Consider the following 25,403-nt stretch of genomic DNA (forward strand, 5'->3'; position numbering starts at 1 on the left):
GATGGGGATCGGGGGAGAGGATTTGACGATTTTCGATCGGGACTCGAAATATACAATTTAAATGCACAACAGCTTAGTTGGCTTTACTCAAATCAGTTCCCGAGTTTCTCCTACGCAATTAGTCTCCTTGCTGAATGACATTTTCTCAACTTTCGATCGGCTAGCAGAAAAGCACGGCTTGGAAAGAATTAAGACAATTGGCGACGCTTACATGGTAGTAGGAGGATTGCCAATGCCCCGCAGCGATCGTGCAGATGCGATCGCACAAATGGCGATCGATATGCAGCAAGCAGTTGCTCAATTCAGCAACACCCACAGCCAAGCTTTCAGCATCAGAATCGGTATCAACAGCGGCCCGGTTGTCGCCGGAGTCATCGGCATCAAAAAATTCATCTACGATTTGTGGGGAGACACCGTTAACACAGCTTCCCGCATGGAATCCCACGGCTTGCCAGGACACATTGAGGTCACGTCTACAACTTATGATATATTGCAGGAGAGCCGTATTTATTAGAAAGTCGGGGCACATATTGAAGTCAAAGGTAAAGGTGAGATGAATACTTATTTTCTTAGAGGCATCAAATTAGTTAGTTAAAAATATTAAACTAAATATGCACCAGAAAAAGAATCTGTTTCTGCAATTTGCTCGATCGACAAATTGGCAATACTTAGCAAAAGTAGCTGCAATTGCTGTCATTTATGCTTTCGGAGCAAAAGTGGCTATTTCAATTCCCGGAGTGAATATATTCGCTACCTGCGTCTGGCCTCCCGCAGGAATTGCCCAAGCTGCACTTTTATTGTTCGGGCGGCGCGTCTGGCCGGGAATAGCTTTAGGCGTGTTTTTTTTTGATACTATTAGTTTCAATATCTCCTTGTTCAGCGGACTGATAAGTGCTCTAGGTGCTTGCCTGCAAGCTTTGTGCGCTTTTACCTTACTGCAAAAATTAAAGTTTCGCACATCGCTCGATCGGCTCATAGATGTAGTCAATTTAGTTGTGTTTGGGGCGATAATTGCCACTCAAATTAACTGCACTCTCGGTACGCTGCGCCTGTGTGTAACAGGTCTAGTAGAGTGGAGCGAATATTTTTCAATTCGGTGGAATTGGTATACTGGAGATACGTTAGGAGTTTTGATTTTCACTCCAATGCTGTTAATTTTATATAAAAAGCAAAGGGTACAAAATTCGCAAAATACAGAGACTAAAACACTCAAAACTCAAATAGGGGCAGCAGTATGCTTGCTATCATTAATCGCCGTCAGTTGGCTAGTATTCACCTCTGACGATAAAGGCAGTCTCTCCGGTTATCCTCTCGAATACTTGCCCTTTCCTTTAGTAATTTGGGCAACCATTCAATTCGGTCAGCGCGGGGCTGTCCTCGCATCTTTGATAGTATCCAGCATCGCCATTTGGGGAGGTTCCCAGGGACTCGGCCCTTTTATTCACAAAGCCCAAAATATCAATCAGGCAATCTTATTTTTGCAGGCTTTTATGAGCGTAATTGTCATTACCTCGCTGCTGTTGGCAGCAACTGTGGCCGAACGGGCATCAGCCGAGGATTCGCTGCGGCAGAGCGAAATAAAATATCGGGAATTGGTGGAAAATGCTAACAGCATTATTTTAAAATTTGACACAGAAGGCAATATTACTTTTTTCAACGAATTCGCACAGCAATTCTTCGGTTACACCGAAGCAGAAATACTTGGCAAAAACGCAGTCAGCACAATTGTTGGCCAGACAGGTACAGCAGGAAATGACTTGGCAATAGTATTGAGCAATATTTTAAATAGCCCGGAACAGTACGCGAGAAATGAAAGTGAAAGTATCCAGCGCAGCGGCGATCGCGTTTGGGTATCGTGGGCAAATAAACCGCTGTTTGACGCGGAAGGAAAGTTCGCGGGAATGCTGGCAATCGGTACGGATATCACTGACCGCCGGCGGGCTGAAATGGATCTTTACAAGCTGAATGAAGAGTTAGAATTTCGAGTTAAAGAACGGACTAATGCTCTCAATGATACTTTAAGCGCACTGCGAGTGCAGCAGGAACAATCAGAACGCTTGCTATTGAATGTTTTGCCAGAAGAAATAGCAAATCGGTTGAAGCGGGGAGACAGTACGATCGCAGATACTTTTGCGAATGCTACTGTTTTGTTTGCCGACATAGTAGGCTTTACTCAATTGAGTGCGCGAGTTTCTCCAACGGAATTAGTTTGTTTGCTGAATGAGATTTTTTCAACATTTGACCAGCTAGCAGAAAAGCACGGATTGGAAAAAATTAAGACGATTGGGGATGCTTACATGGTGGTAGGAGGATTGCCAACTCCTCGCAGCGATCACGCAGATGCGATCGCAGAAATGGCCCTGGATATGCAGCAGGCAGTTATCGACTTTAGCAATACCGAAAATCAAGCTTTAAATATCAGAATCGGCATCAACAGCGGCCCGGTAGTTGCGGGAGTAATCGGCATCAAAAAATTCATTTACGATTTGTGGGGAGACACTGTTAATACAGCTTCCCGCATGGAATCTCACAGCTTGCCGGGGTGCATTCAGGTGACAACTACAACTTATCAGCTCTTGCGAGAAAAGTATTTATTTGAAAGCCGCGGCGCGATCGAAGTTAAAGGCAAAGGCAAGATGAATACTTATTTACTGCAATGTAGAAAGTGGATATAGAGCAAGGAGTAAAGTCCTGACTGCGAACCTAAAAAACAGGCTTGCACTCAGGACTTTAGTTTTTTCTTAGTTAATCGTAAGGTGCGTCAGAAACAAACTGTTGGATTCGCGTTAAATATCTGGACTGACGCACCCTACACCTACTAAGCTGTTACGCATTTAAAATAGTATTGTAGGGTGCGTCAGCCCTTTCTCATTTCCCTTGTAAGCGTAAGTGTTCTAGCTGACGCACCCTACAGGCCTCGTTAGTGGTTTAAATGCGTAACAGCTTACGAACTTAAAAAACAGGTTTGTAGTCAGGACTTTAGTCCTTTCTTAGCTTATAAGTTTCTTACATCTTGTAAAGGTTAATTCCAGCTTCCTTAGCCATGATTTCCAAACCCTTGTGTTGCAAGGTTTTAATTGCCTTTGTAGAAAGGTGCAATTTTACCCAGCGTTTCTCCTGCGGCCACCAAATCCGCTTCCACTGCAAATTTGCTTCTTGCAACTTGTGAGTGCGGTGGTGCGAGTGAGAAACTGCAAAACCGTTATTCGCCTTCTTCCCCGTTAGCTGACATTTCCGTGACATATTGCCCTCCAGATTACCGTTTTTTTTGCGTGCAGCCTTTCATTATAGCTGAAGGAAGAAGGAAGAAGGAAGAAGGAAGAAGGAAGAGGGCTTGAGTTATTAGTCCAGGACGCAGAAACCGGGTTTTTTGGAAAAACCCGGTTTCTAAAACCCGGAAATCAACTCTGACTCCCCCCCTTAGCAAGGGGGGGTTGGGGGGGGTTAATTACATTGCACGTTCAGTCAATTTTGTCAACACTTGATTCGATCGCTCGACAAAATCTTTCATCCCTTCAGCATCGAAACCCTTCTGAGCCATCAAAGCCAAATCGTAAACGTGGTGACAAATCATGCTCGCCAACTCAGCCGACGGAGACTCCCCGCCGCCTTGAATAATCGCACCCTGACTCAAACTAGCCAGATTTTGAATCAGCGGGTGAGACGTATTCACCAGCAAAACGTGTTCTTCGGGGAATTCGGCGGCTTGCTGCTGCAAAAGTGCCGTCATGTCCCGCATCCGGCGCAAAGCTTCCGGCAAAAGTACGATCGCAGGTGGCGTCGCCTCCGCAGAGTCAGACTTCAAAGCTTCTGTGCGAATGTTCACTTTCGGCTTATTGAGAGCTTTTTGGAACATTTCTTTAACTTGTTCGCTGCGAGTTTTATTCGTCGCAGGATCGACAATTTCCGCTTCTTTCTCTTTGTCAATTAGCGTGTCGTCGATGTCGGAATCAACCCGCGAGAATTTGACATCTGAGTATTCTCGTTCCAAGAAACTGATAAAGTGCGTGTCGATGAAAGAATCCATAAACAGCACTTCTAAACCTTGGCTTTTGTGCATGGCGACGTAAGTTGCTTGAGACGCAGGTTCCGTACAGTAAAACACGCGATTTTCGTGACGTTTTTGATTGCGTTCCAAATATTCTTTCAGCGTCGTGTAAGGCTGCGTTGAAGCGGAAGTTTCCGACTTCGGAGTGACATCTTGCCACAAATCTCCTTCCTCAGTTTGCACCTGAACTTCGGGCGTTACAGTTTCTGGCTTGTCGGCCGTTGGTTGGTATGTGCTGCGATAGATTAAGATATCTTCGACTTGCTTTTTGAACTTGTCATCGTTGAGAGTTCCAAACTTGACAAAAGTGCCGATATCTTGCCAGCAGCGGATGTATTCGTTGCGGTCGTCGCGGTAGAGTTCTTTCAGGCGATCGCCCACTTTTTTCGCAATATAATCAGCTATTCTCCGCACAGTGCGATTGCTTTGCAGCGAACTGCGAGAAACGTTCAGGGGAATGTCGGTACTGTCAATCACTCCCCGCAGCGGCATCAAGAATTTCGGGATAATTTCTTCGCAGTGGTCGCTGACAAAAACCTGATTGCAGAATAGCTTAATATTGCCTTGGGTAACATCGACATCCGGCCGCAGTTTGGGAAAGAAAAGAATCCCGTTGACAATAAAAGGATAATCTGTATTCAGGTGTACCCACAGCAGCGGCTCGTCTTGGAACGGGTAAAGGTAGCGGTACAGTTCTAAGTAATCTTCTTTTTGCAAATTGCTGGCTGATTCCCGCCAAATTGCCTTATGCTTGTTGAGTTCCTCTCCCTCAAATTTGATGGGAACCGGCATGAAATCGCAGTAAGTTTTGATTAACTGCTTAATCCGGCTGGGCTCTAGATATTCTTGTTCTTCGTCTTGGAGAGTGAGAGTAATCGTAGTGCCGCGTTCGGTGCGGGTAGATTCTGATAGTTCAAAGGCGGGAGAACCGTCACAATGCCAGTGTACTGCTTGGGAGCCTTCTTGGTAAGAAAGGGTGTCTATATCTACTTTCTGAGCGACCATGAAAGAAGAGTAGAAACCCAGCCCGAAGTGACCGATAATTGCGTCGTCGCCGCTGCCTTGGTATTTTTGAATAAATTCTTCGGCGCTGGAGAAAGCGACTTGATTGATGTATTTTTTTACTTCGTCGGCGGTCATGCCGATGCCGTTGTCGGTAATTGAGAGGGTTTTGTTTTCTTTGTCGATCGCAATGTTGATTTGCGGTTCGCCAATGTCGCCGCTGTATTCGCCGGAACGGGAAACCATTTTGAGTTTGGCAATGGCATCGACAGCGTTGGAAATTAGTTCCCGCAAGAAGACTTCGTGGTCGGTGTATAGCGACTTCTTGATAATCGGGAAAATATTTTCGGTATGGATTGAGATTGTTCCCTGTTCTAAAACTGTCATAATTTTTCGCTAGGTATTTTTTAGGAGTCAGCAGTCAGCAGTCAGCAGTCATTAGTCATTAGTTATTAGTTATTAGTTATTAGTTATTAGTTATTCGTTGCCATGTCCCAATACGGTTCACTTAACACTATTTATGCCCCGGAGATCCCCCTAAATCCCCCTTAAGAAGGGGAGTAGGGGTTGACTTTGAGAGCTTTCTTGTCCCCCCCTTTTTAAGGGGGGTTAGGGGGGATCTGTCTTTAGTGAACCGTATTGTGCCATGTCCAACAAATAAGAAATAACAACTGTCAACTGTCAACTGTCAACTGACTACTGACTATTTAATGATTTTGGGCGATCGCGCTACCTTTTGCCAAAGGGATTACCCGAAATAACTGATTCGGTTTCCCTCACATGGTAACTCACAAAGGCAATCGCAGGAAGAATGTGCTGCCACAGCCCAATTCGCTGCGGGCGCTGAGGCTGCCGCGATGCGCGCGGGCTATGGTTTGGGCGATCGCCAATCCCAGTCCCGATCCGCCGGTATTGCGCGATCGATCGCTGTTGACTCGGTAGAACCGATCGAATATTCGCGCTAAATCTGCCGCCGCTATCCCAATACCCGTATCTTGAACCTGAATTACCGCCTCCTGGTGACTGCAATCTAAAATAACTGTTACTTTTCCCCCAGCCGGAGTGTATTGAATGGCATTAACAATTAAATTAGCAACCAAACGGTAAAGTCGATCGGCATCGCCGACAACATTCAATTGCTGCTGTACGCGCATTTCGGATGTTAGCGCTACCTCTGAGGCGATCGCCACAACTGCCAATTCCTCTACTAAATCGTTAACCAGGTCATTCAAACAACACAACTGAGGGCGATCGGATATCGCTTGAGAATCCATCCGCGCCAACAGCAACAAATCAACCACTAACTGAGTCAATCGGCGGTTTTGGCGCTCTACAGTTCGCAAAATTTCCCGCGCCTCTTTTTCATTCAATTCAGGCATCAACAGCGCCGATTCTACTGTTGCTTGAGATGCCGCTAAAGGAGTCCGCAATTCGTGGGCAGCATCCGCTGTAAACTGTTGGATTTGTCGGTAAGAAGAATAAATGGGTTTCATAGCCAATCCTGCCAATAACCAACTAGCAAAGCCTATCAAAATCAATGCTGTAGGCAATCCTAATTTCAAAACCAATTTCACTGTATTGAGATAATTATTGAAGTCTTGCAGGCTCCGACCAACTTGAAAATATCCCCACTCTTGCTGTGTTTGGGTGTGTAGAGCTACAGAAATTTGGTGATAAACATTGCCTTTGGTGTCAGTTATTGTTTGCCAGTATTGTGAGTTAAATGTCGGTGGAAATTCTTCGGGATAAGCGCCTGCTGTAGCAATCAATTTTCCCGAATAATCAAATAAACGAATATAGTAATAGCTTTGGTTGATAGCGCTTAAAATATGGCGGTTTTGCAGCGGTTCTTTAATGCCGTTAACTCCTATTATGCGGAGGTTGGGCAAAAGCTCATTGACTGTTGGTTCTAGGCGTCCTGGCTGCTGCAATTTGATTTCGAGGCTGTCGTGTAGCGTCCCCGATACCGATTCTAATTCGCGGTCTATGGCGATCCAGTGAGCGTGGGCGATCGCCTTGTATACGCCAAATCCCAACAAGCTTAAAATCAAACCCATTACACCCGCATAGGAAATGGCTAATTGCGATCGAGTCCGGTTAAATAGTTTATTTTGATTCATTTAAACTTAGATTTTATATAATTTAGGACTAAGGCAAACTGTGGCAAATAAGGGTACAATTTTAGGTATGTAGTTGCGCTTCAGCGCTCTTAGCTAGCCCTGTCTGGCGTGTTAAATCTGAACCAGACAAAAAGCCGAAAACCCCTATTTCACGTTCCGATTTTTGAGACTTCAATCAAGGAAAATTGCTTGGGAAAGAGCGCTGAAGCGCAACTACATACCTTTGTAGGCTCGTTACTCACCTTGACACGGCTCAGGGCTCTTAGCTTGGGAAAGAGCGCTGAAGCGCAACTACATACCTTTGTTACTCACCTTGACACGGCTCAGGGCTCTTAGTTTGGGAAAGAGCGCTGAAGCGCAACTACATACCTTTGTTACTTACCTTGACACGGCTCAGGGCTCTTAGCTTGGGAAAGAGCGCTGAAGCGCAACTACATACCTTTGTGCCAGTTGGCCTTAGTCCTCTAATTGTTAAGAACAGGCAAGATGCCTGTTCCACAAAAATTAAATTTTATTGTGGGGGCGACCGGAGAGCCCGCCCTACTTTCAATTTCTCATCCGGTATCCGACGCCGTGTACAGTTTCAATTAAGTTCGCGCCGCCAACTGATTCGAGTTTGCGCCGCAGCAAGCGCACTTGAGCTGCTACTACATTGCTAAAGCTATCTGCACTCGCCTCCCATAGCTGATTCCGAATTTGCTCAGTGGTGATAATTTGGTTGGGATGTTTCATAAAGTATTCTAGCAGTTGAAACTCTTTGTTTGTTAGAGAAATTATCTGGCTGTTACCACTTCGATCGAGATGGCACACAGTTCGAGTTCCGCAATCCAAAACCAGATTCCCTACCTGTAGCTGCTGGGGCTGAATTTGGGGCGATCGCCTCTGCAAAGCCCGCAACCTTGCTAACAGTTCCGCCATCCCGAACGGCTTGACTAAATAATCGTCAGCCCCGGCATCCAATCCCGCTACTTTATCTTCCATCCTGTCTTTTGCTGTCAGCATCAAAACTGGCAAAAAACTATTTTTTCCGCGCAACTTGTGCAGCAGTTCTACTCCAGACAATCCCGGCAGCAACCAGTCAAAAATAGCGAGGGTGTATTGCGTCCACTGGCTGTCTAAATATTCCCAAGCTTCATTGCCATCCTGCGCCCAATCAACTATATATTTTTCCTGTTTTAAGGTTCGCTCGATCGCTTTTCCTAAATCTGGCTCGTCTTCAACTAGCAAAACTCTCATAAGATTAATTTACAGCGGTCAATCTCTATACATTGTTAGCCGCTGACAGCGCCAACCCCCCAACATATAAGCTGACACACTTAGATGAAATCAGCATGAAATTTTCTGAATTCGCAGAAAGAGATGATTATTGATAATAATTGACAACAAGCTGAAAATGTCTTATACTCAAATGCAATCAAATTTTTGAGAATTATTTTCAAGAAGTATGGGAGACTTATCCGATCGCCCCGCCATGAAAAAGGCGGGACACTGGACTCGCCGCCAACTCCTACAGTTAGGAATAGCTGGCACTGGGGTAGCGGGAGGCGCGATCGCACTTCAAAACTTGACTCGCAAACCGACATCAGTCGCGAGAATACCGCCCGTGCCCGCAGATGCACTCACTGTCAGCAATATCAACCCGATGCAAATTGCGCGGGATTTTGATTACGGCACGGTGACGCGCGAAAACGGGCGCACGGTTCGGGAATTTCGCCTGGAAGCTAATACTTCGATCGTCCAACTTAACAGTGCCGTCACTTTCAACACTTGGAACGTGAACAATCGCGTGCCGGGGCCGACATTGAGGGCAACTGAGGGCGATCGTATCCGCGTCATTTTTTATAACAAAGCCGGACATTCTCATTCGCTGCACTTTCACGGCGTTCATACCAGCGAAATGGATGGCGTTAAACCAGTGAGACACGGTTCGGTATTTATTTATGAATTCGATGCCAATCCCTACGGATTGCATCTCTATCACTGTCATATTGCTCCTGTAACTCGCCATATCGGTAAAGGACTCTATGGAATGTTCATCATCGATCCGCCAAAACCCAGACCTCCAGCCGATGAAATCCTGTTAATCATGGGAGGATACGACGTAAACGACGACGAAAAAAACGAACTTTACGCTTTTAACGGGTTGCCCAATTATTACATGAAAAACCCGATCCCTATTTACCGAAATCAGCTAATCCGGCTGTACGTTCTCAACCTAATTGAGTACGAAGCGGCAGTGACTTTTCACCTCCACGCCAACTTTTTTGACGTATATCGCACGGGAATGACTTTAACTCCCAGTGAAAGAACCGATGTCATCACAATGGGAGTAGCTGAAAGACATATTTTAGAATTTACTTACGGCTATGCTGGAAAATATATGTTTCATCCCCATCAAGATGCGATCGCCGAAGCAGGCTGCATGGGGGTATTTGAAGTCATCGCTTAACCCGCATTGCGCTCCCAGAGTGCGACGATTCTAGTTAAGAAAGTGTTAAATTATCTACCAAATTTTCTCACAAATAGGTAGAATTAGGAGCTCGCAATAATTGAGAATATTTCTTAATAACTTGCGAATCCAACTGAACCTAACGTAAAAATAATCAACTGCCATGTTACCATCATTTCGTTTATTACCGACAGCCACTGCTACAGCCATCCTCGTTGCTCTGGCCGGTTGCGGTTCCACCCCCACCGCCAGCAACACCGAGAGCACAGCCTCACCGGGCGCCTCACCCGTCGCGACAGCTAGTCCCGCAGCAACAAGCGGTCACAGCATGAACCACGGAGGAAAGCCCGGCATTAACATCAATACTGCCATTCTTTCGGAGTTAGATAAACTCGAAGCCAAGTTAGGAATACCGGCACTTTCTAACAAAATTCAAGCCAGCCGCCCTTACGGAAAAGTCGAAGAATTGGTTTCAAAAAATGTCATTACTCAAGCCCAATTCGAGCAAATCAAAGACTTAGTAACTATTGAGGATATCGTACTCACAGGCGAAGCCAAAGATGTAGACTACATGACTAAACTCGGCTTGATGAAAGGGCATCTTTTCGTAGCCCAAGAACTCTTGGATCAAGGCAAACCAGACCAAGCCGAACCTCACATCGGGCATCCAGTCGAAGAAATTTATGCCGATGTGGAAGATCAGCTAAACGAGCGTAAAATTCCTGAATTTAAGGCTACTTTAATTAAATTGCAGGATTTAGTTAAAGCAGGTGCAAAAGATCCGGCTCAAGTGAAGGCGGAATTTACCACATCGATGCAAGCTGTAGATGGAGCAATTGCCGCTCTTCCCGAAACGCAGCGCAAAGATCCGAAATTCGTGCTGCAAGTGATTAACGGCTTGCTAGATACAGCTAATTCCGAATACGGAGCGGCAGTTGCTAACGGCAAAATCTCCGCAATTATTGAATACCAAGATTCGCGGGGTTTCGTCAGGTACGCGGAAATGCTGTACAAAGATATTGCCGCTCAAGTGGCTAAAACTAGCCCGGAAACCGACAAAGCAATTGTTGCCAACATGACTGAGCTTAAAACAAATTGGCCTACTGCGATCGCACCCCCCGCCCCCGTAAAAACCACCGAACAAGTCAGCCAGCTAATTAAAACGATCGAGAACGACAGCCAAAAAGTTCTCAAACCAGCCTCCTAAAAAATTAACTCTCATCATCGGCGGTAATTGGTAAATAATCTGCCAATTACCTCCCTCATTAACCAGTCCCATTACCGCAATAAAAAAATGAATTTGGGCGAAGCATTACCCACATTTGTAATCACCCTCCGCGAAGGAGTAGAAGCCGCATTAGTTGTCGGAATTGTTCTAGCTTGCCTCAAAAAATCAGGACAAAGTTATTTAAATTCTTGGGTTTTCGGCGGTGTTGCTGTAGGACTTATCGCCAGCGCTTTGATAGGTGTACTTTTCGGATGGACTATTCAAATTTTATCCGCATCCAATCAGCCTTTTGCACCGATTATGGAGGCGCTGCTAGAGGCAACCTTTGGGGTTTTAGCGATCGCAATGCTGAGCTGGATGCTGATTTGGATGACCAAGCAAGCGCGATTTATGAAAGCCGAAGTCGAAGGCGCCGTGAGTGCCGCCTTAACGCAAAATTCTCATGCCGGCTGGGGCGTATTTAGCTTAGTTTTTATTGCCGTTTTACGCGAAGGATTTGAAACAGTTTTGTTTGTCGTTGCCAAATTTCAACAAGGGATTATTCCTGCGCTCGGCGCTTTGGCAGGCATTCTCTCAGCCACCGGAATTGGCGTCCTTTTGTTCAAATGGGGAGTGAAAATTAATATCCGCCTGTTTTTCAAATATATGGGCATTTTATTGCTCTTTATTGTAGCGGGTTTAGTAGTATCTACTTTGGGACTTTTTGACACCGCAGTCAATACTTTATCGCAAGCAAATCGCGAATCAGCAGCACTGTGTTTCTATTACGAAAGATTTGCCAAAGTCCGCTCTTGCATTCTCGGGCCGATGGTCTGGAATACATCGAAAGTGCTGCCACAAGAACAGTTTCCCGGTTTATTGTTGAATGCGCTGTTTGGCTACACGGATAAGCTCTATGTCGTGCAGGCGCTTTCTTATTTGGTGTTTTTAGGTACTGTCGGTGGCATCTACTTCCAAAGTCTGGCAGGTCGAGTTTTCTTCCCGTTCAAAAAAACACAGGCAACGAAATAGGAAATAAAGTGCGATCGCAATACGATCGGCTTTTTATTGGAAATGCAGGAGGCAGTTGTTTGTTGCTAATAACTAATGCGCCCATAAGTTAGAGCGCATTAGGAAATCAGCTATCTACTGAGTGAATGTAAAACGACCGTCAACTTTTTCTCCGTTAATATCCGCAGTAACTTTCACGGGATAACTTCCTGCATCTTTGCCGGTAAACACCACAGCGTAATGTTTGCCCTCAGCATCGTATTTGAGAGCTAGATTTTGCTGCTTTCCATTCGGCAACTGGACTTGAGCCGTCACTTTGGCGTTAGGAACCGGTTCCTTTTTCTCCCCTTTTTGCAAAAATAAATCTAAATGAGTTCCGCTAGCTTCTTTTTCAGGTACAAACTCTAAATGGTAAGCTCCAGACTCCACCACTTGTCCCCCTTTAGTTGCTGTTGCAGGAGCAGTGGCGGGAGCCGAAGACGCAGGTTGAGAGGCGACAGGAGGGGATGCTGGAGTGCTATTTGGATCGCTTGCTTGGTCGCCTTTACTGCAAGCTCCCAAAAATAACAATCCGACACTACCTAGAACAATTAAATTTGACTTGAGCGATTTCATTGCTTTGACTCCTTTTATTACTATCAACTATCAACTATTAACTATCAACTGTCAAATCTACGGATAAACTTTCAGGTGCGTCGCTCATCAATGGTCGATTTTTGTTTGGGATGGTTGGTAGCGACGCACCCTACAACTGTCAAATCTCACGGATAAACTTTCAGGTGCGTAGCTCATCAATGGTCGATTTTTGTTTGGGATGGTTGGTAGCGACGCACCCTACAACTGTCAAATCTACGGATAAACTTTCAGGTGCGTCGCTCATCAATGGTCGATTTTTGTTTGGGATGGTTGGTAGCGACGCACCCTACAACTGTCAACTCCTTGCTGACTGACAGTAATTAGAAAATATCACACATTAACTACCTTCCCGTCTTCAACAACTGGCTGAGGTTGTTGAGGTCGTAAAAAATGCCCAAATTGAGCATACAAAGCTGGTAAAACTAACAGAGTCAAGCCAGTAGAAGTAAATAATCCTCCTAAAACTACTACTGACAGCGGTTGCAAAATTTCCTTGCCCGCCCCGCCTTCAAAGACTAAAGGTGCTAAACCCAAAGCTGAAGTTAAAGCGGTCATCAGGATGGCGTTGAGCCGTTCCATCGAGCCTTGAATAATTGCTTCCTTAAAAGGCAGTCCTTCGGCAAACTTAGAGTTGTAGTTGTCTACTAATAACAAGCCGTTGCGGGTAGCAACGCCGAATAATGTGACAAAGCCAACCAGGGAAGCTACGGAAATTATACCGCCCGTCAAAGCAACCGCAATTACTCCTCCTACTAATCCGATCGGCAAATTAATCATGATCGTAGCAGTTGAAGCGATCGACTTGACGGACAAGTACATCAATACTGTAATTACCAAAAAGGCGATCGCGCTAAACACCATAATATTCTGCGAAGCCCTTTGTTCCGCCTCAAATTGACCCCCGTACTGGATAAAATAGCCAAAAGGCAACTGCACCTCTCGTTTGACTTTAGCTTGAATTTCATTCACAACCGATCGCAAATCCCTACCTTTAGCATTCGCCGCCGCCACAATCAGCCGGGAAACATTCTCGCGGTTAATCGTATTTGGGCCCGTACCGTATTTGACCGTCGCAACTTGGGCGAGGGGAATCTTGTTGCCGCTGGGAGTATCAACCAACAAATTCTGAATAGTTTCTAAGTTATTTCTAGCTTCAGGCTGCAACCAAACAACTAAGTCAAAAGTTTGCTGCACCTCCAAAACTTGAGAAACAACCTTGCCGTTTAAAGCTGTTTCAATTATTTCTGAAAGTTCTCCAATCTTTAAACCGTATCTACCCGCAGCTTGACGGTTAAACTTAATTTGAATTTGTGGCACTGGCATCTGGGGTTCGAGTTGCAAATCCACAATTCCCTCAACTGTTTTCATTTGCTCTTCAACTTGGGCACCGATGCTGCGAAGTTGCTCCAAATCCGGGCCAAATATTTTGACAGCAATCTGACTTCTGACACCCGATAAAACCTCATCCATCCGGTGAGAAATAAAACCGCCGATATTGGGTGCAACTCCCGGCAATTTAGCAAATTCCTGCCGCAGCGATTCCAAAGTTTTCGGCCTGTTTTTCATCCCAGCCTCGCTCAAACCGATATCGATGTGAGCTAAATTGACTCCCGCAGCATCCGCATCTCCCGGAGCTCTGCCCGATCGCACTTGCACGTATTCAAACCTGGTATCATCCTTAAGTGCATCTTCAATAGCAAAAGCCGCGCTATCTGTTGTCTCCAAAGACACACCCGGATACAGCAGAATAGTATTCACCAAAGTTTGCTCCTGAAACTCCGGCAAAAACACCCGTCCAAAGGATGGCAAAATAATTAGTGCAGCCACCATACTAGCAGCAGCTAAAGCTAAAATAATCCCCGAATAGCGCATTGACAATTTTATCAAATAATGATATATTTTCTTGCAAAACCTCGGCAGCCAAGGTTCTTTAGCACTCATGCGTTTGTTAGGCAACAAGATAGCGCAAAGGGCCGGAGATATTAACAGGGATTCCAGACTAGAAATCACCACAACTACCAGATAAGTAATCCCCATAGGCGTAAAAATTCGACCTTCTACACCGGGCAAAGTAAAAATTGGCGAAAACACCACAATGCCAATTACAGTCGCTCCAATTAACGAATCGCGCACCTCCTGACTGCCGTCAAAAATCACATCCATCACCGGGCGCGGATGAACAGAAGACGTATTTTCTCTCAAATTGCGGTAGGTATTTTCCGCATAGACGATCGCATCGTCGATCGCAGTGCCGATCGCCACCGACAAACCCCCCAAAGTCATCGTATTCAGCCCCAGCCCCAGCCAATACATCGCCAGCAGCGCCAACAGCCAAGTCAGAAAGAAATCCAGCAAAACAACCGCCAGAGTGCGCCAATTCATCAAAAACGGGATGAGAATAAGGGTGACAATGATGCTGCCTTCAACTAAAGCCGATCGCACATTCTCCACCGAGGAATTGATATATTCTTCCTGTCGAAAAGTGACAGTAACTTTAATATCTTTCGGCAGAGCTTGCTGCACCTCAGCCATTGCGGCCTCAACCGCTTTAGTTACCGTCGGAGTATCAGCAACTGGCTGTCTGTTTACCATCACAATCACAGCTTTTTTGCCGTTAAAACTGCCATCGCCCCGCTTAATTGCAGCACCAATCTTGACATCAGCTACATCACCAATTCTGACGGGTGTTCCGTGGCGAGATGCGATCGCCGATTGCTGCAAATCTTCCACAGACTCAATCCGCCCCACCCCCCGGATTAAAGTTTCGCGATCGGGCGTAATTAAATACCCCCCCGGCGCGTTAACATTCGCAGCAGCCGCCGCTTCAGCAACTTGCTGCAACGACACATTAAAAGCTTTCAACTTGGCAGGTTCTACTAATACTTGATACTGCCTTTCTTCGCCGCCGTAAGCCACCACTTGAGCAACGCCATTCACTGCCAAAAGCCGATTTGTGACTTGCCAATCAACCAGGCGGCGCACTTCCATCAAAGAAGTAGTTTCTGATGTAAAAGCATAGGTAATAACAGTGCCAACAGGAGAAGTTGTGGGAGAAACTTGCGGTGTTTCTACCCCAGCCGGGAGTTTGCTTTGAGCTTGCTGCAACCGTTCTGTTATCAACTGCCGCGCTTGATAAATTTCAGTTCCCCAATCAAAGATTACCTTAATCGCAGAAAGGCCCACAGCCGAAGACGATCGCACTGCTGTCACCCCAGGAGTTCCGTTAATGGCACTTTCGATCGGCAGTGTTACCAAAGACTCGATTTCTTCCGGTGCGAGGCCCGGTGCTTCCGTCTGAATTTCGACTTGCGGGGGTGCAAAAGGCGGGAAGACATCAAGGGACATTTGGGGGATGATAGAAAATGTCCACAGACTAACAATAATGGTGGCGACAACGACTAGCCAGCGGCGCTTAATTACCCATCTGAGAATAGTGCTGAACATTTAATAATTTGGGAATTGGGCATTGGGAATTGGGAATTGGGAATTGGGAATTGGGAATTGGGAATTGGGAATTGGGAATTGGGAATTGGGAATTGGGCATTGGGAATTGGGCATTGGGCATGGGGAATGGGGCCTGAAAAAAAACAGCTATCCGTGTATCCGTGTTTTCCGTGTCGTGCTGTTATTTTAAGCTCTTTAGTTCTGTCTCTTGAGTTTTAACGCGATGGTTGTCATTGTGTAACAGCAATTCATCGTTTAATGTCGGTGCAGAGACAGAAAAACTATTGTTTCCAGAATCTGCTGCTATTGCTGGCAATTTGCGCCGATTTCCCCACAACACGCCGGCTGCAAAAGTCAAAGATACGATCGCAAATCCTCCCCCGATTCCCGCCCACCATAAAAACACGGGTAAATTATTAAAATTAACCTCTGTTACCTTTGGAGTTGCCTCTTTCTTTTCCTCGCTTGAGGATGGCTTGCTGCCGCCCCGCAGAGATTGGGCGTAAAGTTGAGGTGCTCGCTGCGTTACTATCAAATCTCCCTCGAATAAACCCCTCTTCACTTCAACTAAATCTCCCGCCGTTTGACCGAGTTCAATGTCAACCGCTTGATAAGCATTGCCATTTTGGACGTAAACGGTTTTTTTACCGCTAACATCGACTACCGCCGCACTCGGAATTGCTAAAATATTTGTGGCAGTTTTGTCGGTTAAAATCTCCAACTCAGCAAACAGTCCCGGCTTTAATTCGCCGTTAATGTTATCTAGTTCTGCTTTCACCGGCACAACTCGCGTTTCTCCTTCCACGGATGAGCCAATTAAGGTGATTTTTCCCTTGAAAGTACGATCGCCCAAATTAGCAACTTTCACCCTGACTTCCTGGCCCTGTTTGACTTGATTCAGGTCTTTTTCGTAAATGTTGGCTGTGGCAAAAACGCGGCTGTCATTTAACAGGCTCATCAGCGGTTTTTCAGCGTTTACTGACTCTCCTGGGGTGATTTCGCGATCGGCTACCGTGCCCGAAATCGGAGCAACTACGGTAACGAGTCCTCGATCGCTCGCAACAGTTCCTAATTGTTGCAGCCGCGCTTGATAGGCTGCGTCAGCCAAGCGAATGCGCGACTGAGCGACTTCGACGGCAGTTTTGCCGCGTTTGAGTTGGTTCTCGGCTTCTAGGACTTCCCGGCGGCTCAGAGCTCTGGTAAGTTGAGATTTTGCTTCCGCTACGAGGCCTTGAGATTCCCGCAATTCCCGCATTGGGAGGTCTACTTCGGCTTGTTTAATTTCGGTTTCGGCTTTGATAACTTCTGGACGGCTTTTGGCCTTAGCAACAGCGGCTTTTGCTTCCGCGAAGTGGGCTTGCGATTCCAGCATTGTCCGCCGCGCGATCGCCCCTGATGCCACCAACTCTCGATCGCGATCGAACTGTTCTTTAGCAATAGTTAATTCTGTTTCTGCCCGCGCTATTTCGGCTTGCGCTATTTCAACTTGACGCTGATAATTTTCTTTAGCCGCTTGCACAACTGAACGCTTGTTTACTAATTCTTGTTCTCGCTGGTACTGCTGAGTTACCGCTGTCAATTGGGTTTCGGCTTGGGCGATTTCTGCTGCGGATATTTGAAGTTGGCGATCGTAATTTTCTCGTGCTAGTTTGAAATCTCCTTCCGCTTGCTGCAAATCTGCCTCAGCTTCGGCGCGTTTCGAGAGAGATTCAACCCGCAACTGTCCTAATTCTGAACTCGATAAAACCGCAACGGGTTCACCTTTTGATACTTTGTCCCCAGGCTTAACCAGCAACTCTACTACTTTGCCAGCAACAGGAGCCGTAACTTCGACTTTTTGGTTGGGTAAAGCTTCAATTTGTCCAGTGGTTTTAATGCCGATATCTAGTCGCTGGCGGGCGGCAGGGGAGATTTTAATTCCTAACCGTTTTGCTGTTTCGGCATCCACAGAAATAGCAGCAGGAGTTTGAGGTGTTTCGCTGCTTTGGTGAAATTCATTTCCGTGGCCAGCGTGGGCAAAAACTGCGGCCGGAGATGTAAAGAATGCAAGGCTGATAATTAACCCAGAAATTCGGCAGAGCTTTATTGGGGGCATGATTGAGTAGGGGCGAATCTGAACTCACATTTCAGTTTTGCAGATAAATATGAAATCAGGATGAAATAGGTTAAATAGACCTCTTGCAAAAATAACTAGGACGGGCAAGATGCCCATCCCACAAAGTTTTTTTTCTTGTGGAATGGGCATCTTGCCCGTTCCAGAATTTGATTAAAAGGATTTTTGCAAGAGGTCTATTGTTGGTGAACCCGCCCCTACAGATATTTTGATTAATTAATCCAGCCCGTCACTACTGTTTGTACCAAGCTTGCCGCCACTGTTTCATTTGTTTAATTTCTTGGTTTTGCGAAGTCAGAATTTCTTGAGATAATGTCTTTATTTCGGGGCGTTTCGACTTATTCAAAGCATCTTGGGCCATCACTAAAGCTCCTTCGTGGTGGGGAATCATCGCATTGAGAAATCGCAAGTCAAATTGGTCGTCAGCGGCCCCTAAATCCATGCTCATCATCATGCTTTGCATTTGTTGGGGTGTCATTGCCATCATGTGACCCATTTGAGCGTGGTAAGCCATTGGCGTACTGCTGGCTTTGGCATACCAAGTTTTTCGCCACTCTTTCATTTGATTGATTTCGCGGTTTTGAGCGGCAATTATATCAGTGGCAAGTTTTTTCATTTCGGGGCGTTTGGATTGTTTCAGCACATCTTGAGCCATGTTTACAGCACCTTGATGGTGTACTGTCATGCCATCAATAAATCGCAAATCGTAGTCGGCATCGGCAGGGCCTAAATCCATTGACATATTGTGATTCGTGCCGTGATTCATGCCACCCATGCCGCCTTGTGCCGCGTCTTGCTTGTTGTTTGCTTCGGTTGCTGCGGTAATATTTGGGGCTTGAGTTTGGCTGGAAGGGGCTTTTGAACAAGCTGCTAGCACTCCGGTGCTCAGGGCGGCTGCGGCGGTCAATATCAGCGCTGCAAAGCCTGTTTTTAATGAAATTGGTTTCATATTTTATATCCTTAAAACTGCTATTTATCTTCAGTTTTTCACAGATAAATGAAATTAGGATGAAATTTTTGATTCGGAGTTGCAAGGAATTATTAGACTTCTTGCAAAAATCCTTTTAATCAAATTCTGGAACGGGCTCTCCGGCCCATTCCACAAGAAAAAATAACTCTTGTGGGATGGGCATCTTGCCCGTCCTAGTTATTTTTGCAAGGAATTATTGCTGTGCCGTCGATCGCACTTTAGTTTAAGATTGACTTGACTCGCTTGAACCTAAGCTGTGGAGCATTTAAACCACTAACGAGGCCTGTAGGGTGCGTCAGCTATAACTTTAAGAGCTTTCTTGTCCCCCCCTTTTTAAGGGGGGTTAGGTAGGGTGGTTTTATTGTCATCAGAAAAATTAGGTACGTAGTTGGGCTTCAGCCCTCTTTAAACGTATATATAAAGAGGGCTGAAGCCCAACTACGTACCTTGATTAAATATTACAGCAAGGGGCCGTGGCACCCTACAATACTAGGACGGGCAAGATGCCCATCCCACAAGAAAAAATAACTCTTGTGGAATGGGCCGGAGAGCCCGTTCCAGAATTTGATTAAAAGGATTTTTGCAAGAGGTCTAATACTTACAGTATTACTTCTGTTTGATTACTACCAAAGTAATGTCATCAAATACTTTTTGCTCCCCGATGTATCGCCGCACGTCGTCAATCACAGCTTGCTGGATTTCTGCTGCTGACTGTTCCCTGTTAAGCGCAACAACTTCAATCAATCGCTGGATACCGTATTGATTTCTATTCATATCAAAAGCTTCGGTAATTCCATCTGTGTAGAGTACGACAACATCCCCGGAATTTAACTGTATTTCAGCAGTAGCAATAAAATCGGTAATGTCGGCTTCCAAGGCGATCGGAAAGCCTAAATCTATGGTATCAATCCGCTCTATTTCGCCGCTGGAACGCACGAGAATCACTTCTTCGTGCTGTCCGCTCAAACGCAGGGTGTTGTCCCGATATTCCAGCAAAGCAAGGCTCATGTTTTTACCGGAATTCATGCGCTCTACGTTGTTAAAAAGCGTTTGGTTGACTGTCTGCAATAATTTTACTGCGTCGGTTTCACTGTGGGTTAACAAAGTGCGAATTGCTGTTTGCGCCATAATCATTAACACGCCACTTTCTAAACCGTGTCCGGTCACGTCGCCGATGCCAATTGTGGCTTGACCGCCGTGATTTAGTACGTCGTAATAGTCGCCGCCAACTTCATCGGCCGGTTCCATGAAGCCAGCAATTTCTAGCCCTTCAATTGATTCTAATTCCTGCTGTTTCGGCAAAATCATTTGTTGCAGGCGGCGGGTTATGTCGAGTTCGGCACTCATGCGAAGGTTTTCTACTTTTAGCCGATCGTTCAAAATCAATATTTCTGCATTAGCTTGGGCTAATTGTGCGGTGCGCTCTTCTACTTTTCGATCTAGGGTTTGGTACAAAATGGCATTTTCTAAGGCGATGGAGGCTTGGGAAGATAGGAGTTTTAAAACTTCTAGCCGCGCTGGGGTGAATACTTTTTCGGCTCGGTTGTTTTCTAAGTAAACTACTCCCATGAAGCGACCTTGATTGATGATGGGCGTGCAGAGGATGGATTTGGTTTGATGGGCGACAATATAGGGGTCGGTGGCAAACATCGCCTCGGTGGTGGCATTGTCTAAGACGGCACTTTTTTGGGTTCTTTCTACATAGTTGATGACGCTCATGGGGAGGACTTCGGCGAGGGGCTGATGGGGAATGAGTGAGAGGGTGATGTTGTTGCCTTCGACTTGTCCGACGGCTTCTACGGTGAGTGTATTTGAGTGTTTTAGCAGCAAATATCCGGTTCGGGCTCCGGCATTTTCAATGGCGATTTTGATTAGTTTTGCTAGCAATTCACTGAGGACGATTTCGCTGGAGATGGCTTGGGCGGCTTTGAAGACGGAGGCTAGGTCAAATCCTTCGGAATTGCCGCTGCTGGTGATGATGGTGGCTAAGGTGAGGCTGGTTTCTGGGGGTTTTTGAGCGTTGATTTTGGCGAAGAATTGCGGATATCGGGTTTCTAAGTCTTTGACTTTGGCTTTTGCTCCCCAGCGGATGTAGCAGTAGTATGCTTCTAGGAGGAAGAAGCGGGCCATGTTTTCTTGGCCGCGAGTTAGGTGAAATTCTCCGGTGAGTTCGTTGGCGAGGGCTTCTTCTTGGGTGTATTGCTGTTCTCTGGCACCGGTGATGGCGGCATCGTAGAGGGTGATGGCTGCGGGGTAGTCTCCTAAAATTCGCGCTTTTTCGGCTTCTACTAGGTCATATTTGTGTTGGTAGTTGGCGGGGCAGTTGTTGGCCCAATGTCTCATTGTTTGTTGATTGGTGGCTACTTGTTCGAGATATTCTCTCTGTTCGGTTTCGCTGACGTTGGGATATTGAGCGAGGAGGCTGAGGGAGTAGTAAAAGTTGAGTTGTGCTGTCACCAGCATCCCTCGAACTGGTCCTTTATATTTATCTGCTTGTCGAGCATTTTCAATGGCGGCTTCGCGTTCTTGAAATAAATATGAAAGCAAGGTTTTAAAAGCGTATATAAAAAATAAGTTATAATAGTTATTTATTTTTAATGCAGCTTCAAGAGACTCTTTTTCATTATATTGATCGCCAGTTAACTCAGTTGGTCGGTTTGACTCACCCAGTAAACTTAAGTAAAGTTGTCGATACATCTTAATAGCTTCAAAAGAATGAGATTGCTTGAGTTTGCCAATCAAAGATACATACTCTCTGGTTTTAATATCAAGCAAATCTAAGTCATTGCCCGCAAAGAATATATGAAGATTATTTAGTAGAATTGCATAGCAGGCATACTCTAAATTGCCTGTTTCTAGCCCACTATTAAAACCCTCTTGCAAAGAGTCTATGGTATCCCTAACATGGTCTTTCCAGTGTCTAATATATGAGTTAAAGCACTGTAGAACAATTACTTTTATATTTTTGGCATTAAATTGCTCCAGCAATCTTAAAGATAACTGACCAAATCTATATCCTGAATCAATATCTCCAGCAGCAGTCAAAAAGACACCATAATGAACGTAAACGCCAGCAGCTAAGGGAGGATTGCCGTAAGTTAAGCAGATATCCACCATTGCAAATAAAAGCCGAGACAGTAAGTCAGGATTCGTAATATAAGCAGCAGGAGTAACTGTTAAAAGAATCCGAATTGCAGCAAAATGATAAGGATCTGTCATTTCTGGAAGGTCGGCTAAATCCTCAATTTGTTTATTTTCTTCTGCTAGCTTTATAGCAATTGCCTGAATCAAGAATCCGGGATCTTCCGACATTTGAGACAGCGATATCCCTAATTTTTCCAGAACTTCCAGCCCTGTCTCTATTGCTTCTAAAAGTCTATATTGAGAAATATAAGACTGAATTTTTACCTCGTAAACTTTCACCCTATCCAAAAGCGTTTGCGCCTCTTGCAGCACAACTTCTAAAAGCTGTTCTGCTCGTGCAAAATTACCGTTTAAATATTCAGCTTCTACGGTTTCCACATAGATAGGCAGCGTCAAGTCATAATCGCTTTGCCAACTATCGGCAGCCAGCAGTTCCAAACTGAGATTAAAATAATTAACAGCCGCTTCAAAGGCTGCGGATGCTTTAGCTTTTTGACCGGCAATCAAGTTAAGTTCTGCTAACAGGTTTTTGTCTGACTGGGCGGCCAGTAGCGGTGATTCGTCTGCGGTTGTCTCTATGCCAAAATTCAATTGATTGACTAGGGCAAAAATATTGTTTTTGCGTTCTTCTGGTGTGGTATTTTGCAGCAGCAGTTGACCGATTTGGAAGTGAGTTGATTTTTTCTCGGTTTCGGGAATCAGAGAATAGGCAGATTGCTGCACTCTGTCGTGCAAAAATTTGTAATCTACTTTCACATCTTGCAGCCGCACTGATTCGGATTCTGACTCGACAAATACCAGGGGAATTTTGTAGGCTTCTGAAAGGGGCAAAATCAAACCCGCCTGAAGCGCCGGCCACAACTGCGCCCCCGTTACTAATTCTGATACTTCGTTGACAACGGCTAAAACATCTAAGTTGAAAGTGTTGCCAACGCAAGCGGCAAGTTTTAAGGTTTTTTGAGTAACCTCTGGCAGTTTTTGAATGTTTCTGGCAATGAGTTCGACTACGTTTAAATCGGTAATGCCAATGGCTTGGATTGCCTCGATATCCCATTGCCATTTGTCGCTGCTGGCTTCGTAATGCAGCAGGTTTTCCAAGGCGAGGGTTTTCAGGAGTTGGGTTAAAAAGAAAGGGTTGCCTTGGGTTTTGCTAAACAAAAGTTCGGAAAAGGATTGAATGCGTTTTGTGGCTGCGGATTCATTGAGAGTATCGGCTATCAGTTGGCTAACGTGATTTAGGGCTAAAGGTTGGACGGTGATGTTGTTGAGATTAGCCCCGGATTCGCGGATTTTTTCTAAGGTTTGAATTAAGGGGTGAGTGGGGCTGACTTCGTTATCGCGATATGCTCCAATGATTAACAAATATTGGCTGTCGGAGTCGCTCATCAGCAGTTGCATCAGTTTCAGGGAGGCTGAATCTGCCCACTGCAAGTCATCTAAAAAAATGACCACGGGGTGTTGGGGCTGGCAAAAGACTTTGAGGAATTGTTGGAAAACTCGATTGAAGCGGTTTTGTGATTCTGTTGGTCCTAATTGCGGCACTTCTGGCTGGGGGCCGATAATAAATTCTACTTCGGGGATGACATCAATAATTACTTGGGCGTTGGGGGTGAGGGCTTCTAAGAGTTGATGTTTCCAACTGGCAATTTCGGCGGCATTTTCTGTGAGTAATTGGTTGATTAAGGCTTGAAATGCTGTGATGATGGCTGAGTAGGGAATGTTGCGGTTAAATTGGTCGAATTTGCCGGAGATGAAGTAACCTCGCTGGCGGAGTATGGGTTTGTGAACTTCGTTGACGATGGCGGTTTTGCCTATGCCGGAATAGCCGGAAACTAGGATCATTTCGGCTGCGGTTGGAACCCCCCCGGCCCCCCTTAGTAAGGGGGGGGTAAGAGGGGAGGATTCTGGTTCTGAAGCGTAGGTTTGATCCCCCCCGGCCCCCCTTAAGAAGGGGGGGGTTAGAGGGGAGGGGGATTCTGGTTCTGAAGTGTAGGTTTGATCCCCCCCGGCCCCCCTTAAGAAGGGGGGGGTTAGAGGTGTTGGGGTTAGAGGTGTTGGGGTAAAAGTGGATTGGCTGATTCTTTCAAAGGCGGCTAGTATTTCTATTACTTCTTGTTCGCGGCCGTAGAGTTTTTGTGGAATCAGGAGTTGGCTACCTTTGTCGCGGGTGGCTATGGCAAAAGGTGCTGTTGTTCCCGCCGCCAGCAACTGATTTAAACAAGTTTCTAAGTCGAATTTTAATCCCGCTGCACTCTGATATCTCTCTTCTGCATTTTTAGCTAAGAGTTTCATGACAATATCGGAAATAACTTGGGGAATTTCTCTGATTTCACAAAGTGGTACAGGCTGTTTGGCTAAGTGACAATGTATTAATTCCATTGGGTCTTCAATGGCAAAAGGTAACTGACCCGCGAGCATTTCGTATAAAGTCACTCCTAAAGAATAATAGTCGGTTCGGTAATCGATCGAGCGGTTCATCCGCCCGGTTTGTTCCGGGGAGAGATAGGCGAGAGTACCCGCCAGTTCTGAGGGGTTGCTCGCAGATTGATTTTCTTGTTGCAGGCGGGAGGAAATGCTAAAGTCAGTGAGTTTAACTTCGCCTGTGGCAGAGTTGATAATAATATTTGCCGGTTTAATATCTTTGTGAATAATCGCATGGCTGTGCAAATAATCTAAGGCATCTATTAAGATAATGGCAATTCTCAGAACTTCTGTTAAAGGGAAGGTTTGGTTAGTAAGTAACTGGTCGAGGGAGGAGCCGCCAAAATCTTCTAAGATCAGGGCAAAGCTGTTACGATAGTTTTCTAGGCTGTAGACTTTGGTGATGCTGGGAAAGTCTAGGGCTTGGGCAATTTTGTATTCATTTCTGAGGCGGGTGACTTCTTCTAGGGTGGGGTACTCGGATTTGAGGAGTTTAACGATAACGGGTTGGTTGTCTGCTTCGCGGTAGCCTCGATAAACCAGACTTTTTACGCCGCTGTGAATTTCTTGTACAATGCGATATCCGTTAAGTCCGAGCATAGTTCGTGCGCTAGTTGGTTATTTGCTTGTTAGTAATGTTAGCCGATCGGGAGTGAAAAGCCCTGTGTGACAGGGAAAGTCCGTAAAAATTTACATATTATTCTACCATTAGACCTCTTGCAAAAGTCCTTTTAATCAAATTTTGGAACGGGCAAGATGCCCATTACACAAGAAAAAAACTTTTTGTGGGATGGGCATCTTGCCCGTCCCAGATATTTTTGCAAGAGGTCTATTATCA

14 protein-coding genes and 1 pseudogene are annotated in these 25,403 nt (G+C 45.6%); 6 read left to right on the top strand and 9 right to left on the bottom strand.

Annotation, left to right across the window (positions count from 1 at the left end):
- Positions 1–73: 73 nt before the first annotated feature.
- Together QUB70_RS03585 and QUB70_RS03590 are read left to right on the top strand one after the other, a co-directional pair.
- Positions 74–595, top strand: a pseudogene (locus QUB70_RS03585) (adenylate/guanylate cyclase domain-containing protein); the annotation flags it as partial.
- Positions 596–611: 16 nt separating this feature from the next.
- The gene (locus QUB70_RS03590) at positions 612–2,675 is read left to right on the top strand and encodes an adenylate/guanylate cyclase domain-containing protein (protein ID WP_332978370.1); all 2,064 of its coding nucleotides are present in this window, start codon (positions 612–614) and stop codon (positions 2,673–2,675) included.
- A gap of 331 nt (positions 2,676–3,006) precedes the next feature.
- Here the strand turns inward: QUB70_RS03590 and rpmB are convergent, their stop codons facing one another.
- The 4 genes from rpmB to rppA form a co-directional block, all read right to left on the bottom strand.
- On the bottom strand, positions 3,007–3,243 hold the full coding sequence (rpmB, locus tag QUB70_RS03595; protein ID WP_332978372.1) for a 50S ribosomal protein L28: 237 nt from the start codon (positions 3,241–3,243) through the stop codon (positions 3,007–3,009).
- A gap of 205 nt (positions 3,244–3,448) precedes the next feature.
- A complete protein-coding gene (gene htpG, locus QUB70_RS03600) occupies positions 3,449–5,437 on the bottom strand; it encodes a molecular chaperone HtpG (RefSeq protein WP_332978373.1) in 1,989 nt (662 codons plus the stop codon).
- A gap of 401 nt (positions 5,438–5,838) precedes the next feature.
- Positions 5,839–7,170 carry a two-component system sensor histidine kinase RppB gene (gene rppB, locus QUB70_RS03605; protein ID WP_332978374.1) on the bottom strand — a complete coding sequence of 444 codons (1,332 nt, stop codon included), beginning with the start codon at positions 7,168–7,170 and terminating at the stop codon, positions 5,839–5,841.
- Positions 7,171–7,716: 546 nt separating this feature from the next.
- Positions 7,717–8,406, bottom strand: a complete 690-nt coding sequence (rppA, locus tag QUB70_RS03610) for a two-component system response regulator RppA (protein WP_332978375.1) — start codon at positions 8,404–8,406, stop codon at positions 7,717–7,719.
- Positions 8,407–8,614: 208 nt separating this feature from the next.
- Here rppA and QUB70_RS03615 point away from each other — a divergent pair, with 208 nt between their 5' ends.
- The 3 genes from QUB70_RS03615 to QUB70_RS03625 all read left to right on the top strand — a co-directional run bounded on the left by QUB70_RS03615 (position 8,615) and on the right by QUB70_RS03625 (position 11,858).
- A complete protein-coding gene (locus tag QUB70_RS03615; RefSeq protein WP_332978376.1) occupies positions 8,615–9,619 on the top strand; it encodes a multicopper oxidase domain-containing protein in 1,005 nt (334 codons plus the stop codon).
- Positions 9,620–9,782: 163 nt separating this feature from the next.
- Positions 9,783–10,826 carry a helix-hairpin-helix domain-containing protein gene (locus QUB70_RS03620; protein WP_332978377.1) on the top strand — a complete coding sequence of 348 codons (1,044 nt, stop codon included), beginning with the start codon at positions 9,783–9,785 and terminating at the stop codon, positions 10,824–10,826.
- 87 nt (positions 10,827–10,913) lie between these two features.
- A complete protein-coding gene (locus tag QUB70_RS03625; RefSeq protein ID WP_332978379.1) occupies positions 10,914–11,858 on the top strand; it encodes an FTR1 family iron permease in 945 nt (314 codons plus the stop codon).
- A 114-nt stretch (positions 11,859–11,972) separates the two neighbouring features.
- Here QUB70_RS03625 and QUB70_RS03630 read toward each other — a convergent pair whose 3' ends face one another.
- Both QUB70_RS03630 and QUB70_RS03635 read right to left on the bottom strand, forming a co-directional pair.
- On the bottom strand, positions 11,973–12,452 hold the full coding sequence (locus tag QUB70_RS03630) for a hypothetical protein (RefSeq protein WP_332978381.1): 480 nt from the start codon (positions 12,450–12,452) through the stop codon (positions 11,973–11,975).
- 351 nt (positions 12,453–12,803) lie between these two features.
- Positions 12,804–15,917 (bottom strand): efflux RND transporter permease subunit, encoded by a 3,114-nt coding sequence (locus QUB70_RS03635; protein WP_332978383.1) that lies wholly within the window; start codon positions 15,915–15,917, stop codon positions 12,804–12,806.
- A gap of 8 nt (positions 15,918–15,925) precedes the next feature.
- Here QUB70_RS03635 and QUB70_RS03640 point away from each other — a divergent pair, with 8 nt between their 5' ends.
- Positions 15,926–16,054 carry a hypothetical protein gene (locus QUB70_RS03640; protein WP_332978384.1) on the top strand — a complete coding sequence of 43 codons (129 nt, stop codon included), beginning with the start codon at positions 15,926–15,928 and terminating at the stop codon, positions 16,052–16,054.
- A gap of 44 nt (positions 16,055–16,098) precedes the next feature.
- Here the strand turns inward: QUB70_RS03640 and QUB70_RS03645 are convergent, their stop codons facing one another.
- From QUB70_RS03645 to QUB70_RS03655, 3 genes are all read right to left on the bottom strand, one after another.
- Positions 16,099–18,012: an efflux RND transporter periplasmic adaptor subunit gene (locus QUB70_RS03645; protein WP_332978385.1), complete on the bottom strand. Its 1,914-nt coding sequence runs from the start codon at positions 18,010–18,012 to the stop codon at positions 16,099–16,101.
- A 250-nt stretch (positions 18,013–18,262) separates the two neighbouring features.
- Positions 18,263–18,979, bottom strand: coding sequence for a DUF305 domain-containing protein (locus QUB70_RS03650; RefSeq protein ID WP_332978386.1), 717 nt, complete (start codon positions 18,977–18,979; stop codon positions 18,263–18,265).
- Between the two features lie 627 nt (positions 18,980–19,606).
- Positions 19,607–25,165: a protein kinase domain-containing protein gene (locus tag QUB70_RS03655; protein WP_332978387.1), complete on the bottom strand. Its 5,559-nt coding sequence runs from the start codon at positions 25,163–25,165 to the stop codon at positions 19,607–19,609.
- Between the last annotated feature and the right edge of the window lie 238 nt (positions 25,166–25,403).

This window comes from Microcoleus sp. A003_D6 (assembly GCF_036702825.1).
In the GTDB taxonomy this organism is placed as follows: Bacteria; Cyanobacteriota; Cyanobacteriia; order Cyanobacteriales; family Microcoleaceae; genus Microcoleus.

Excerpts from the sequence above, each read along its gene's own strand:
- QUB70_RS03645 (WP_332978385.1), bottom strand. The coding sequence starts at position 18,012 with ATGCCCCCAATAAAGCTCTGCCGAATTTCTGGGTTAATTATCAGCCTT.
- QUB70_RS03590 (WP_332978370.1), top strand. The coding sequence starts at position 612 with ATGCACCAGAAAAAGAATCTGTTTCTGCAATTTGCTCGATCGACAAAT.
- rppA (WP_332978375.1), bottom strand. The coding sequence starts at position 8,406 with ATGAGAGTTTTGCTAGTTGAAGACGAGCCAGATTTAGGAAAAGCGATC.
- QUB70_RS03635 (WP_332978383.1), bottom strand. The coding sequence starts at position 15,917 with ATGTTCAGCACTATTCTCAGATGGGTAATTAAGCGCCGCTGGCTAGTC.
- QUB70_RS03655 (WP_332978387.1), bottom strand. The coding sequence starts at position 25,165 with ATGCTCGGACTTAACGGATATCGCATTGTACAAGAAATTCACAGCGGC.
- QUB70_RS03625 (WP_332978379.1), top strand. The coding sequence starts at position 10,914 with ATGAATTTGGGCGAAGCATTACCCACATTTGTAATCACCCTCCGCGAA.
- htpG (WP_332978373.1), bottom strand. The coding sequence starts at position 5,437 with ATGACAGTTTTAGAACAGGGAACAATCTCAATCCATACCGAAAATATT.
- QUB70_RS03630 (WP_332978381.1), bottom strand. The coding sequence starts at position 12,452 with ATGAAATCGCTCAAGTCAAATTTAATTGTTCTAGGTAGTGTCGGATTG.
- rppB (WP_332978374.1), bottom strand. The coding sequence starts at position 7,170 with ATGAATCAAAATAAACTATTTAACCGGACTCGATCGCAATTAGCCATT.
- QUB70_RS03650 (WP_332978386.1), bottom strand. The coding sequence starts at position 18,979 with ATGAAACCAATTTCATTAAAAACAGGCTTTGCAGCGCTGATATTGACC.
- QUB70_RS03615 (WP_332978376.1), top strand. The coding sequence starts at position 8,615 with ATGGGAGACTTATCCGATCGCCCCGCCATGAAAAAGGCGGGACACTGG.
- QUB70_RS03620 (WP_332978377.1), top strand. The coding sequence starts at position 9,783 with ATGTTACCATCATTTCGTTTATTACCGACAGCCACTGCTACAGCCATC.
- rpmB (WP_332978372.1), bottom strand. The coding sequence starts at position 3,243 with ATGTCACGGAAATGTCAGCTAACGGGGAAGAAGGCGAATAACGGTTTT.